The 12,830-nt window shown below is 37.9% G+C and carries 12 protein-coding genes; 9 read left to right on the top strand and 3 right to left on the bottom strand.

The window, feature by feature from the left end; genetic code table 11:
• Positions 1–26: 26 nt before the first annotated feature.
• The gene (locus tag CER22_RS08545) at positions 27–785 is read right to left on the bottom strand and encodes a TrmB family transcriptional regulator (protein ID WP_087986003.1); all 759 of its coding nucleotides are present in this window, start codon (positions 783–785) and stop codon (positions 27–29) included.
• 188 nt (positions 786–973) lie between these two features.
• Between CER22_RS08545 and CER22_RS34270 the strand changes: the two genes are divergently transcribed.
• The 4 genes from CER22_RS34270 (at position 974) to CER22_RS08525 (ending at position 4,876) form a co-directional block, all read left to right on the top strand.
• Positions 974–2,974, top strand: coding sequence for a methyl-accepting chemotaxis protein (locus CER22_RS34270; RefSeq protein ID WP_088608561.1), 2,001 nt, complete (start codon positions 974–976; stop codon positions 2,972–2,974).
• Positions 2,975–3,051: 77 nt separating this feature from the next.
• Complete coding sequence (locus tag CER22_RS08535) at positions 3,052–3,354, top strand: MTH1187 family thiamine-binding protein (RefSeq protein ID WP_001018862.1); 303 nt, start codon at positions 3,052–3,054, stop codon at positions 3,352–3,354.
• Positions 3,355–3,402: 48 nt separating this feature from the next.
• Entirely contained in the window at positions 3,403–3,648 is a 246-nt protein-coding gene (locus CER22_RS08530; protein ID WP_087986005.1) for a YusU family protein, read from the top strand.
• Positions 3,649–3,958: 310 nt separating this feature from the next.
• On the top strand, positions 3,959–4,876 hold the full coding sequence (locus tag CER22_RS08525; RefSeq protein ID WP_046955846.1) for a proline dehydrogenase family protein: 918 nt from the start codon (positions 3,959–3,961) through the stop codon (positions 4,874–4,876).
• A 22-nt stretch (positions 4,877–4,898) separates the two neighbouring features.
• Here the strand turns inward: CER22_RS08525 and CER22_RS08520 are convergent, their stop codons facing one another.
• Both CER22_RS08520 and CER22_RS08515 read right to left on the bottom strand, forming a co-directional pair.
• Positions 4,899–5,738 (bottom strand): D-alanyl-D-alanine carboxypeptidase family protein, encoded by an 840-nt coding sequence (locus CER22_RS08520; protein WP_000831460.1) that lies wholly within the window; start codon positions 5,736–5,738, stop codon positions 4,899–4,901.
• Between the two features lie 97 nt (positions 5,739–5,835).
• Positions 5,836–5,982 (bottom strand): YuzL family protein, encoded by a 147-nt coding sequence (locus CER22_RS08515; RefSeq protein WP_001096344.1) that lies wholly within the window; start codon positions 5,980–5,982, stop codon positions 5,836–5,838.
• Between the two features lie 237 nt (positions 5,983–6,219).
• On the opposite strand from CER22_RS08515, the gene CER22_RS08505 reads away from it, so the two are divergent.
• From CER22_RS08505 to CER22_RS08485, 5 genes are all read left to right on the top strand, one after another.
• Complete coding sequence (locus CER22_RS08505) at positions 6,220–8,601, top strand: 3-hydroxyacyl-CoA dehydrogenase/enoyl-CoA hydratase family protein (protein ID WP_088608560.1); 2,382 nt, start codon at positions 6,220–6,222, stop codon at positions 8,599–8,601.
• Between the two features lie 21 nt (positions 8,602–8,622).
• Positions 8,623–9,795 carry an acetyl-CoA C-acetyltransferase gene (locus CER22_RS08500; RefSeq protein ID WP_001206340.1) on the top strand — a complete coding sequence of 391 codons (1,173 nt, stop codon included), beginning with the start codon at positions 8,623–8,625 and terminating at the stop codon, positions 9,793–9,795.
• A gap of 128 nt (positions 9,796–9,923) precedes the next feature.
• Complete coding sequence (locus CER22_RS33005; RefSeq protein WP_088608559.1) at positions 9,924–10,067, top strand: hypothetical protein; 144 nt, start codon at positions 9,924–9,926, stop codon at positions 10,065–10,067.
• Positions 10,068–10,182: 115 nt separating this feature from the next.
• Positions 10,183–11,967, top strand: a complete 1,785-nt coding sequence (locus CER22_RS08490; protein ID WP_000416287.1) for an acyl-CoA dehydrogenase family protein — start codon at positions 10,183–10,185, stop codon at positions 11,965–11,967.
• A 140-nt stretch (positions 11,968–12,107) separates the two neighbouring features.
• A complete protein-coding gene (locus CER22_RS08485) occupies positions 12,108–12,830 on the top strand; it encodes an MBL fold metallo-hydrolase (protein ID WP_088608558.1) in 723 nt (240 codons plus the stop codon).

Below are 12,830 nucleotides of genomic sequence, written 5' to 3'. Positions count from 1 at the left end.
AAACGCCTTGTAATAGAGGCGTTTTTTTAGTATCTTAACTTCCTCAACAAACTCTTAATTTCCTCATCTTGCATGAAGAGATCCAGATGCTTTTCTGTAATTTTTGCAAGTGCAACGTCGTGATAGAAAAATTCTGTAAAGAACTTTACGAAAGGTTGCGACATTGTTTTCATCGCTTGCCATGACTCTTGCTCTACACCAGCAAATAAAATTTCGCGGTCGTCAACGATGAGTAGCAAGTAGCGTTCTAATGCGTTAGGTTCTTCAGTTGGGATTAGAAAATGCATGTTTTCTAAGTCTGTTTCTACTTTTCCAACTATAAGGGACTCGAGTTTGACGCCTTGTTTTGCTTTTTCTTCTAGTGAAGGAAGGTATTCTGAAAGAGTGTCATTCCAAGCTGAAATGCGAATTGATTCTTTTGCACTTTCGATGAGTTCTTTACTTTGAACTCGAATAGAAGATTGCATTTTTAAGCTCCACACACGGTCATCTGTAAATGATTTTTTTGATATATTCGTTTCTAATTCTTTAATGTTTGATTGAAATTCTGTCGTTAATTTTTCAATTGCGAGCTTTAGTGGTAATGCTGTATACAATTTTTTCTTTTCTGAAACAGAATCCATTACCATTCCTTTATCAATCAGGCGTGCTAGCACTTCATATATTTTTGCTTTTGGAACACCAGAATGCTTCACAATTGTTGTAGCATCTAATGGTTCATTGCTTGATACGACAACTTCATAAGCTTGGCTTTCATATTGTGAGAAACCGAATTTTTGTAACATAGTTCCCTCCGAACGAATGAGATGATATAGCTTAAGGATAATGAACTATTTGTTTTTGCACAAGTGGTAGTAGGTTTTCTACTCAGATTGAGATGAGAATTAATTTCAATTTTTTAATTTTATCCATTATACTTAATATAGTGATTAATATGATTACAATACAACGAGAAGGGGATGCTTGGGGGAAGATGTTGAGAAGTTTACGTTTAAAAATTGCGGTAGTATTTTCGGTGCTTATTTCTATGATGTTTGTAATATTAGGTACAGCTATGTATCAATTACAGAAAGAGAAGGAAGTGCGCTCCTTAGACCAGTATTCTCAAAATACGATGGATCTTGTGACAGAGCAACTTACGACATTTGTTCAAAGAACGGATGAAGATATGGGATATTATGCGAACAGTGAGATGGTTCGTAATATACTTCAAGACGGAGTTACTCCAGAAGAAGAAGCATTTTTGACGAAAGAGTTTTCAGAGTACAAAAAGAATCATCCTGGTATTTTAGACTTATATATTGGTACGAAAGATAAAAAAACATTAAGTGCCAATCTTGCTGAAGGTGGACAAGTGCCAGAAGGATATGATCCAACGACAAGACAATGGTATAAAGAATCAGAAGCTGATGTGAAAAAGGTTCACTGGGGACAACCTATGTATGAAATTGCAACAGGTAAGTTAAGTGTGGGAGTTTCTAAAGCAATTACAGCTCAAGATGGATCTGTGTTAGGTGTTGTTGCGATGGATGTATCGCTCGGAACAATTCAGAAGTTACTTCATAATATTCAATACAATAATGGCGGAGAAATGTTTATTATAAATGATAAAAGTATGGCTCTTGTTTACCCAGAGAAAATAGGGAAAGATGTTTCGAAAGAGCCACTTGTGAAGAGTTTAAATAAAGAGGTAACAAAATATGCTGTCACTACATTAAAAGGTGAAGATGTAGTTGTTTATAGCCAGTCATTTGATTTGATGAAATGGAAAATAGGAATTTTTTATCCGAAAGAAACGATTGATGGGCTATTAAATAGTATGAGAAATACAGTCCTTATAATGGCATGTATTAGTTTATTAGTTGGAATCGCAGCTTCATACTTGTTCTCAAGAAGATTAGCAAGACCATTGCAACTATTAACAAATCACGTTCAAAAAGTAGCAGAAGGTGACTTAACGTTGCAAATGAAAGTGACAAGTAAGGATGAAGTTGGAGAGCTGACGAATCATTTTAATCATATGGTTGAGCAAATGAATGAAATGGTAAGTAAAATTAAAAATAGTGTATCAACAGTGCAACAATCAACGAATAATCTACATTATTTAACGAATGAAACTGTAGCAGCTAGTAGAGAAGTATCAGGTGCAATGGATGATGTGAGCGGAGGAGCTTCTACTCTTGCTAATAGTGTAGATGAAGTTTCAGAGCAACTCGAGAATATGGCGCAGTCAGTGGAACAAATGAATAATTCGGTTGGTGAAATAAAAGGTGTGGCTGGCAAAGCTGAAGAGGCATCTAAGCAAGGATTAAATACGATGCGTAATTTAGTTCGTACAAGGGGCCAATCATCTTCGATTGTTGTTCATACAGAGGAAGCATCCGGAAAGTTAGAGCAAAGAGTTGGATCGATTCAAAATGTTGTAGAGCTTATAAAAGGTATTTCGGATCAAACGAATTTACTTGCTTTAAATGCTTCGATTGAGGCGGCGCGTGCAGGGGAACAAGGTAAAGGCTTTGCTGTTGTTGCCGAAGAAGTTCGAAAGTTAGCGGAACAATCGAAAGAGGCGACAGGAGAAATCGCAACGATGATTGGCGATGTACAAGTAGAGGTAAAACGAGTTGTAGAGGTTATAAGTAAATTAAAAGATATTGCAGATATACAAAATAAAGTTACAACAGAGGCAGAAACGGAATTCCGCACAATTATGTCAGTTGTAAATACAATTAGTACTTCAGTCGAACAAATTGTAGAAGAGGTACATAACATCGGTTACGAGCAAGGAGAAATTACAACGGTAATGCATACAATTGCTAGTACAAGTCAAGAAAGCGCGGCTGTTTCGGAAGAAGTAAATGCTGCAACTGAATCTCAAGTGAGTCATCTAGAAAAGGTAGCTCATACGATGGAAAGTTTGACGGAGCATATGAGAGACTTAGAAAGATTGGTTGAGCAGTTTAAAATAGAGGAATAACAAATTAGTAAAATGATGAGTATTTCGGTAAAATAGACAATGGATATATAAGAAGCAATTATAGGAGGAAGACTACTATGGCAATTGTTGACGTATCGATTATTCCAGTAGGAACTGGTAATCCAAGTGTTAGTGAATATGTAGCAGAAGTACAAAAGGTGCTAGAGAAAAATGCAGATCGCGTGAAGTATCAATTAACACCAATGAATACAGTAATTGAAGGAGATCTTCCTGTCATTCTAGAAGTAATTCAACAAATGCATGAAGTTCCATATACGAAAGGTGCACAGCGCGTTGCAACAACAATTCGTATCGATGATCGTCGTGATAAAGTAAGCACGATGGAAAAGAAATTAAACTCTGTTCGATCAAAATTATAAGGAAAAGCAGCGATCTTCGCTGCTTTTTTCATATAGGAGGTAGATAAGATGAGTGAAAAGTTTAACGAACAATTTGACGGGTTACTAGAAAAATACACAGAACTATTACTTGGAGAGAGCAATGCAGAGAGAAAAGAACAGGTGCAGAAGTGGGCACTGTATTCTTACATAGCGAAGACGATGCCGGCTTTAGTGAAGCATTGGAATGAGACATATCCTGATGCGAAAGAAGAGATGGTACAGTTAATTACAGATATTAAAAAGTTGAATGAAGAGAAGAGAAATGAGCAATAAAAAACTTGAGGTAAATATAATCTCAAGTTTTCTGTATTAATATCCTTATATAATTTACATGGAATATAAAGGGTTTTATAAGCATGTCGAATATTTTCGACATGCTTATTTTGTGCCTAGTAAAGTCGTTTTTTCTAAATGTCGAAAAATATTCCCTGCATATTTATAAGCGAGAATATAGGTTTTTAAATGTTTTTATAGTATTTTATAAATTATCTAAATAATTATTTGTATCCAATAATTTTAAACAATGATATAATTTTGAAGAGGGGTAAAAAACAGATAAATTACAGTCATAGGGGTGAATTACATGGAACAATTAATGCGAAATTCGTTTCTTTTTTTGTCAAAAAATAAAGCGCTAACAAAACTGGCTAAAAAGTACGGTTTACGCTTTGGTGCAGGTCGCTTTGTCGCAGGGGAGACAATTGAATTAGCGACAGCAGCTATTAAACAATTGAACAAGCAAGGACTTTGTGTAACAATCGATTATTTAGGGGAATTCGTTGATAATGAAGCGGAAGCAAATGAAATGGCTAACCAATCGATTGAAGCAATCCGTGCAATTGGAAGAGAAGGTCTTGATTCGCAGCTTTCTTTAAAAATGACTTCTATGGGATTAGATATCTCTGATGAAATCGTAATGAACAATATGCGCCGTATTTTAGAAGCTGCAAAAGAAAATGGTGTGTTTGTTACCATTGATATGGAAGACTATACACGCTGCGGAAAGACAATTGATATCTTTAAACAGTTAAAATCTGAGTACGATAATATTGGTACAGTTATTCAAGCTTACTTATATCGTACAGAAAAAGATATGGAAGAATTAAATGCTTATAGTCCTAATTTACGTCTTGTAAAAGGAGCTTATAAAGAACCTGAAGAGGTAGCGTTCCCGGAGAAGAAAGATGTAGATGATAACTATAAAAAAATTATTAAAATGCACTTATTAAATGGAAATTATACTGCGATTGCTTCACATGACGAAGCGATTATTGAATATACGAAAAAACTTGCCGAAGAACACAACATTCCAAGAGACCAATTTGAATTCCAGATGTTATATGGTATTCGTAATGAGCGTCAACTTGAGCTAGTAAAAGAAGGTTACAAAATGCGTGTTTATGTGCCTTATGGAAACGACTGGTATGGCTACTTCATGCGTCGTCTAGCAGAGCGTCCAGCAAACGTTGCGTTCGTGTTAAAAGGTATGGTTAAAAAATAACCAAGGAGAAAATACTCCTTGGTTATTTTAATTGCTGAAATGCGTAATGTGCCATTTTCTTCGTATCAGGATATAGCTGCGTGCGAGTAGAAGATAAAACAACATTAATGACGCGTTTACCGTCTTTTTCATCCACTGTTACGACCGTATATTTTCCGAGTGCTGATAGACCGCTTTTACTTCCAATTGCATATGGATCGTCATATAGTTCTTCTCGTCCATAGTTTGCGATGTTTGGAGAGCGTTCTGAAGTATGTAGAGTTGTACGTGTTGAATTCATATATTCTAAAACAACTGGGTACTTTAATGCTTCTTTCGTAATCATAGCAATGTCATATGGCGATACTTTATTTCCAAGTGCATCAGCACCACTTGCGTTTTTGAAAGTCGCATGCTTTGTACCAAGTTCCTTCGCTCTTGCATTCATCATTTTTACAAATTCATTTTTTGATCCTGCGATATGTTCTGCGATGGATTCAGCTATCGGGTCTGCACTAATGATAAGCATAAGCTTTAATGCCTCATCCCGCTTTAACTTTTCCCCGGCACGAAGTTTAATTTTCTTACTTTGACTTTCTGTTTTAATTGCGTTCTCTGTAACTGTAATTTCTTCATTTTCTTTTACATTCTCTAGTAAGAGTAAGGTAGTCATCATTTTCCCTATACTAGCCGGATAAGAGCGTTCATCTTCCCGTTTCCCATACAAAATTTCACCTGTGTCTGCATCGATTGTAATGCCATATTGCCCAGTAATGTTAGGTTGATCCGCTCTTACAGCTTGTTGCCTTTGTGCATAAGAGAAGAAAATCATCCCTGTAAATAGTGTAGCAATCATTACAATCATAACTATTGTTCGTTTCATCATCGTTCCCTCTTTTGTTTTCCATATGTACAAATAAATTGGGCAGAAAAAGCAGCCATTACCCATTATGCCACGTTTTCTGCCCAAAAATATACCGTTATTTTTCGCCCATATTATGCTTCTTATATTGTTGGTTATTACCTTGACGGCCCTTTTCCACACCGTGATTATGAGGACCTGCATTTCCAGTTACGCTTGCTGCGCTAATTCCAGCCTTTGAAGGGTTCTTCTTAAGTTTTGCCATATATATTCCTCCAGTTTCGTCAGATTATAAAAAGGAAAAGTGCATTTTAATGAAGAAAATACACATGTATAGCATAGCCAAATGAAAGAAATATATTTATTTCAGAAAATTTTATCAATAAATATATTGCGAAAATTCAAACTGTATCATATATTTATTAGTAGAGGCTCACTCATTGATTGCGACTTATGTCGAAAAATTGAATGAGCATTCATTCAAGAATAGGGGGAGAAATGGATGTTCCAAATTAAAAAGGCTGCTGTTCTAGGTTCAGGCGTAATGGGTTCAGGAATTGCGGCACACTTAGCTAATATTGGTATTCCGACATTATTGCTTGATATTGTACCACCTGCGCTAACAAAAGAAGAGGAAGCGAAGGGACTTACATTAGAACATAAAAGTGTGAGAAATCGTTTTAGTAATACGGCTGTGCAAAAACTATTAAAGCAAAAACCAGCTCCTCTGACAGTGAAAGGAAATCTAGCACTGATTGAAGCAGGTAACTTAGAAGATGATCTTGAGCGTCTAGCTGATGTAGATTGGATTATTGAAGTAGTAGTTGAAAACTTAGATATTAAAAAGAAACTATTTGAAAAAGTAGATGCTGTTCGTAAACCGGGTTCTATTGTAAGCTCGAATACGTCAGGCATTTCAGTAGAAAAAATGGCAGAAGGTCGTTCAGACGACTTCCAGAAGCACTTCTTAGGCACACACTTTTTTAACCCACCACGATATTTAAAACTTCTAGAGGTAATACCGACGAAAGAAACAGATCCACAAGTATTAAGCTTCATGAAACTATTTGGCGAAGATGTTCTTGGAAAAGGCGTTGTTATCGCAAAAGACACACCAAACTTTATTGGAAACCGCATCGGTACGTATGGTTTATTAGTAACTCTTCAAGAGATGATAAAACGCGGCTATAGCATTGGGGAAGTTGATTCTGTAACAGGCCCACTTATTGGTCGTCCGAAGAGCGCAACGTTCCGTACATTAGATGTTGTCGGTTTAGATACATTCGTACACGTTGCAAATAACGTATATGAAAACGTACAAGAAGAAGAGCGTGATGTATTTAAAGTACCAGCCTTCATGCATGACATGCTTGATAAAAAATGGCTTGGAAGTAAAACAGGTCAAGGCTTCTTCTTAAAACAAGGAAAAGAAATTTTAGAACTAAATCCTGAAACGATGGAATACGAAGCTCGCAAAAAATTAAAAGCTGCATCTATCGAGTTAAGTAAACAAGAAAAAGGTTTATTGAATAAATTGAAAGCGCTTGTATACGCGAAAGACCGCGCAGGAGAGTTGTTATGGAACATCATCACACCAACTCTTTTATACTCTGCAAAACTTCATAAAGAAATTGCTGACGATATCGTTGCAATTGACCAAGCGATGAAGTGGGGCTTCGGCTGGGAGCAAGGACCGTTTGAAGTTTGGGATGCAATCGGCGTTGAAAAGTCCGTTCAAAAGATGGAAGAAAACGGCGTAGTTGTTCCGACTTGGGTGAAAGAAATGTTAGAGAAAGGTTTCACTACTTTCTACAAACATGATAACGGAGATAGCTACTATTACGATAATGGTGAATATAAGCTAATCGAACGTAATAAAAAGGCAATTTCTCTTAAGCAATTAAAAGCGAAAAATGGCGTATTAAAGAAAAATAGCGGAGCGAGCTTAATTGATTTAGGTGACGGCATCCTTTGCTTAGAATTCCATTCGAAGAGCAATGCAATCGGTATGGATATTACGCAAATGATTAACTACGCTGTTGATGAAGTAGAAAAGAATTATAAAGGTCTTGTTATCGGTAACCAATCGAAGAACTTCTGCGTTGGTGCGAACCTAGCAATGATTTTAATGGAAGCGCAAGATGACAACTACTTTGAAATTGAGTTGGTTGTGAAAAACTTCCAAGATGCAATGGCGAAAATTAAATACTCTTCTAAGCCAGTTGTAGCAGCACCATACGGTATGACGCTTGGTGGAGGTACAGAAGTTTGTTTACCAGCAGCGAGCATTCAAGCTTCTAGTGAAACGTATATGGGCTTAGTAGAAGTTGGTGTTGGCTTAATCCCTGGCGGAGGCGGTAATAAAGAGCTATACATTAAACACTTAAATAAAATGCCAAACGGTGTAGAGTTTGATCTGCAAAAAGTTGCGAATAAAGTATTCGAATCTGTAGCGATGGCGAAAGTTTCTACATCAGCACAAGAAGCTGTATCGAACAACTTCTTAGGCGATAAAGACGGTATTAGTGTGAATGGTGATCACTTACTATATGATGCGAAACAAAAAGCACTTTCTTTATATGAAGCTGGCTATAAAGCGCCGATTCGTAAAAAGATACCAGTTGTTGGTGAAACAGGATATGCAACTCTTGTACTTGGTGCAGAAGCAATGCACTTATCAGGTTACATTTCTGAACATGATCTTCACATTGCGAAGAAACTTGCATATGTCATCGCGGGCGGAAAAGTGCCGTACGGAACAGAAGTTGATGAGCAGTATTTATTAGATGTAGAACGTGAAGCATTTATTAGCTTAGTAAGTGAGATGAAATCACAAGCAAGAATGCAGCACATGCTTGTAAAAGGAAAGCCATTACGTAACTAATAACGAGGGGAGATATCGTTCATGAGAGAAGCTGTCATTGTTGCGGGAGCAAGAACACCAATTGGAAAAGCAAAGAGGGGTTCATTAAAAACAGTTCGTCCTGACGATCTAGGGGCGTTAGTAGTAAAGGAAACATTAAAGCGTGCGAATTATGAAGGACCAATCGATGATTTAATTTTCGGTTGTGCGATGCCAGAAGCAGAGCAAGGGTTAAATATGGCTCGTAATATCGGGGGACTAGCGGGACTTTCTTACGATGTTCCAGCTATTACAATTAACCGTTACTGTTCTTCAGGGTTACAAAGTATTGCTTACGGAGCGGAGCGCATTATGCTTGGTCACTCGGAAGCTGTATTATCAGGCGGAGCGGAATCAATGAGTTTAGTTCCGATGATGGGACACGTTGTTCGTCCAAATAGTCGCCTTGTAGAAGCAGCTCCAGAATATTATATGGGTATGGGACATACAGCAGAGCAAGTTGCTGTGAAATATGGAATTTCTCGTGAAGAACAAGATGCATTTGCAGTAAGAAGTCATCAACGTGCTGCGAAAGCATTAGCTGCAGGGAACTTTGCTGATGAAACAGTATCTGTAGATGTAACGTTACGTACTGTTGGATCAAACAATAAACTGCAAGAAGAAACAATCATTTTCGCACAAGACGAAGGTGTAAGAGCAGAAACGTCGCTAGACATTTTAGGTAAATTACGTCCAGCATTTAACGTTCGCGGTTCTGTAACAGCTGGTAACTCTTCACAAATGAGTGACGGTGCAGCATCTGTACTATTAATGGATCGTGAAAAAGCAGTGAGTGATGGCATGAAACCACTTGCGAAATTCCGTTCATTTGCAGTAGCTGGTGTACCACCAGAAGTAATGGGAATTGGCCCAATCGCTGCAATTCCAAAGGCGTTAAAATTAGCTGGTTTAGAGCTATCTGATATTGGCCTATTCGAACTAAATGAAGCATTCGCTTCTCAATCGATCCAAGTTATTCGTGAACTTGGTTTAGATGAAGAAAAAGTAAACGTAAACGGCGGTGCAATAGCACTTGGACATCCACTTGGCTGTACAGGAGCAAAACTAACACTATCTCTTATTCACGAAATGAAACGCCGCAACCAACAATTCGGTATCGTAACAATGTGTATCGGCGGCGGAATGGGAGCAGCAGGAGTGTTTGAATTACTATAAAAAAAGTGGAAGTGGCTTGCTCAGAACAGGAGGGCGTTGGAAGCCCTGACGTAGAGGCGCTTTTTGCCTCACAGGAAGGGATGAAACGACCGATTGTTCTAGCCACTGGAACTGGATTATGAAAAAAAGTGGAAGCGGCTCGCTCAGAATGTGAGGGGGATGGAGCTTCAGACGTAGAGGCGTTCTTTGCCTCGCAGGAAGAAGCGAAGCCACCGAACATTCTAGCCGCTGGAACTAGATTAAAAAAAGTGGAAGCGGCTCGCTCAAAATGAGACGCCGCCAATACAAAGAATGGAAGCAACAAAGGTTTATAAAAAAGAAAATTGAGAGCCAGCTTCTTTCAAAAAGAAAGAAGCTGCTTATGAAAATATGAAGGAGGAAATTTTTATGGAAAAAACAGTAGGAAATGCGGTTAAAGGCGGTAGCTTTTTAGTTGATGAGATTACGATTGATCAAGTGTTTACGCCAGAGGATTTTTCATCTGAGCATAAAATGATTGCAAAAACGACAGAGGACTTTATCGTAAATGAAGTTCTTCCAGAGCTTGAATATTTAGAGCAACACGAGTTTGATCGTTCTGTTCGTCTTTTAAAAGAAGCTGGGGAACTTGGTTTATTAGGCGCTGACGTACCAGAAGAGTACGGCGGAATTGGCCTTGATAAAGTAAGCTCAGCGTTAATCGCAGAGAAATTCTCGCGCGCTGGTGGTTTTGCAATTACTCACGGTGCTCACGTAGGTATCGGATCATTACCAATCGTGTTATTCGGTAATGAAGAGCAAAAGAAAAAGTATTTACCATTACTTGCAACTGGTGAAAAATTAGCGGCATACGCATTAACAGAGCCAGGTTCAGGGTCTGATGCATTAGGTGCGAAAACAACTGCACGTTTAAATGCAGAAGGTACACATTACGTATTAAATGGTGAAAAACAATGGATTACAAACTCTGCATTCGCTGACGTATTTATCGTATATGCAAAAATTGATGGAGAGCACTTCTCAGCATTTATCGTAGAGAAAGAATATGCTGGCGTATCTACAAGCCCAGAAGAAAAGAAAATGGGTATTAAATGTTCTTCAACTCGTACGTTAATTTTAGAAGATGCATTAGTACCGAAAGAAAACTTACTTGGTGAAATCGGTAAAGGTCATATTATCGCGTTCAACATTTTAAATATCGGCCGTTATAAATTAGGTGTTGGTACAGTTGGATCTGCGAAACGTGCAGTAGAAATTTCAGCACAATATGCAAACCAACGTCAACAGTTCAAACAACCAATCGCTCGCTTCCCATTAATTCAAGAGAAACTTGCGAATATGGCAGCGAAAACATATGCAGCTGAAAGCTCTGTATACCGTACAGTAGGTTTATTCGAAAGCCGCATGAGCACATTATCTGAAGAGGAAGTAAAGGACGGTAAAGCAGTAGCAGCTTCTATCGCTGAATATGCAATCGAGTGTTCTTTAAATAAAGTATTCGGTTCTGAAGTACTAGATTATACAGTTGATGAAGGTGTTCAAATTCACGGTGGTTACGGATTTATGGCAGAGTATGAGATTGAAAGAATGTACCGCGATTCTCGTATTAACCGTATTTTCGAAGGAACGAACGAAATTAACCGCCTAATCGTACCAGGTACGTTCTTACGTAAAGCGATGAAAGGTGAATTACCACTTCTTCAAAAAGCACAAAAATTACAAGAAGAGTTAATGATGATGATGCCAGAAGAAGTAGGCGATGAGCCATTAGCACTTCAAAAATATTTAGTAACTAACGCGAAGAAAATCGGCTTAATGGTAGCTGGATTAGCTGCTCAAAAATACGGTAAAGCATTAGATAAAGAGCAAGAAATTCTTGTGAATATCGCTGACATCGTAAGCAACCTATACGCAATGGAGTCAGCTGTTCTTCGTACAGAAAAGGCAATTAAAACAACTGGTCTTGAAAAGAATAAACAAAAAGTGTTATACACTGAAGTATTCTGCCAAGAAGCGTTCAACGAAATCGAAGCAGATGCGAAAGAAACACTTATCGCAGTTGAAAACGGCGACATGCTGCGCATGATGTTATCATCATTACGTAAATTAACTCGCCACACACCACTTAACGTAATTCCGAAGAAACGTGAAATCGCTGCGAAAATTTTAGAAGATGAGCGTTACACAGTTTAATAGCTGTAAAGAAAAGTAGTCGTATAAACGGCTACTTTTCTTTTTTTTTTGCAAAAATGAAAATTTTAGTGACAAAAAACTAATACCATTAGTATAATGAAACTAATGGTATTAGTTTTCGTGAAAAGGGAGCTGGAAATATGAGAGTGATACATGAAAAAACGGTATATCAATTGTCATTTTTGCCAAGAGTGTTTCCTGTGAATTGTTACTTTGTCGAGGAAGAAGATGGTTTAACTTTAATTGATGCGGCTTTGCCATATAGCGCAAAAGGTATTTTACAGGCGGCTGAAAAAATAGGGAAACCAATTACGAATATTGTATTAACACATGCGCATGATGATCACATCGGTGCATTAGACGCATTAAAGGAAGTGCTTCCTAATGTTCCAGTCTATATTTCTAAGCGGGACGCAAAGCTTTTAGAAGGAGATACGACGTTACAAAAGGATGAACCGAATATACCGATAAAAGGCGGTGTACCTAAAAAGGTAAAAACGGTACCTGATGTTTTATTGGAAGATGGCGACCGAGTTGGATCGCTTCTTGCGATTATGACGCCGGGACATACGCCAGGCTCCATGTCGCTTCTTGATGTACGAAATAAAGCTCTTATTGTCGGGGATGCCTTCCAAACAAGAGGAGGTATGGCTGTTTCGGGACAAATGAAATTTTGGTTTCCGTTTCCTGCAATGGCAACGTGGAGCAAAGAAATATCATTACAAAGTGCAGAGAAGCTAAGCGAATATGAGCCTTCCTTACTTGCGGCAGGACATGGGAAAATGATAAAGAATCCAGGTACTGTCATAAAACATGCTATTAAGGAAGCTAAGCGGAATATAGAAAGTAGAAAAGAGGGTTAA

The organism is Bacillus sp. K2I17 (genome assembly GCF_002209985.1).
In the GTDB taxonomy this organism is placed as follows: domain Bacteria; phylum Bacillota; class Bacilli; order Bacillales; family Bacillaceae_G; genus Bacillus_A; species Bacillus_A wiedmannii.
The sequence above is the reverse complement of the archived record's forward strand: the minus strand, read 5'-3'. Positions and strand labels throughout refer to the sequence as shown.

Coding starts and splice junctions, on each gene's coding strand:
- CER22_RS08530 (WP_087986005.1), top strand. CDS start 3,403: ATGAGTGAAAAGTTTAACGAACAATTTGACGGGTTACTAGAAAAATAC.
- CER22_RS34270 (WP_088608561.1), top strand. CDS start 974: ATGTTGAGAAGTTTACGTTTAAAAATTGCGGTAGTATTTTCGGTGCTT.
- CER22_RS08535 (WP_001018862.1), top strand. CDS start 3,052: ATGGCAATTGTTGACGTATCGATTATTCCAGTAGGAACTGGTAATCCA.
- CER22_RS08515 (WP_001096344.1), bottom strand. CDS start 5,982: ATGGCAAAACTTAAGAAGAACCCTTCAAAGGCTGGAATTAGCGCAGCA.
- CER22_RS08545 (WP_087986003.1), bottom strand. CDS start 785: ATGTTACAAAAATTCGGTTTCTCACAATATGAAAGCCAAGCTTATGAA.
- CER22_RS08485 (WP_088608558.1), top strand. CDS start 12,108: ATGAGAGTGATACATGAAAAAACGGTATATCAATTGTCATTTTTGCCA.
- CER22_RS08525 (WP_046955846.1), top strand. CDS start 3,959: ATGGAACAATTAATGCGAAATTCGTTTCTTTTTTTGTCAAAAAATAAA.
- CER22_RS08505 (WP_088608560.1), top strand. CDS start 6,220: ATGTTCCAAATTAAAAAGGCTGCTGTTCTAGGTTCAGGCGTAATGGGT.
- CER22_RS08490 (WP_000416287.1), top strand. CDS start 10,183: ATGGAAAAAACAGTAGGAAATGCGGTTAAAGGCGGTAGCTTTTTAGTT.
- CER22_RS08520 (WP_000831460.1), bottom strand. CDS start 5,738: ATGAAACGAACAATAGTTATGATTGTAATGATTGCTACACTATTTACA.
- CER22_RS08500 (WP_001206340.1), top strand. CDS start 8,623: ATGAGAGAAGCTGTCATTGTTGCGGGAGCAAGAACACCAATTGGAAAA.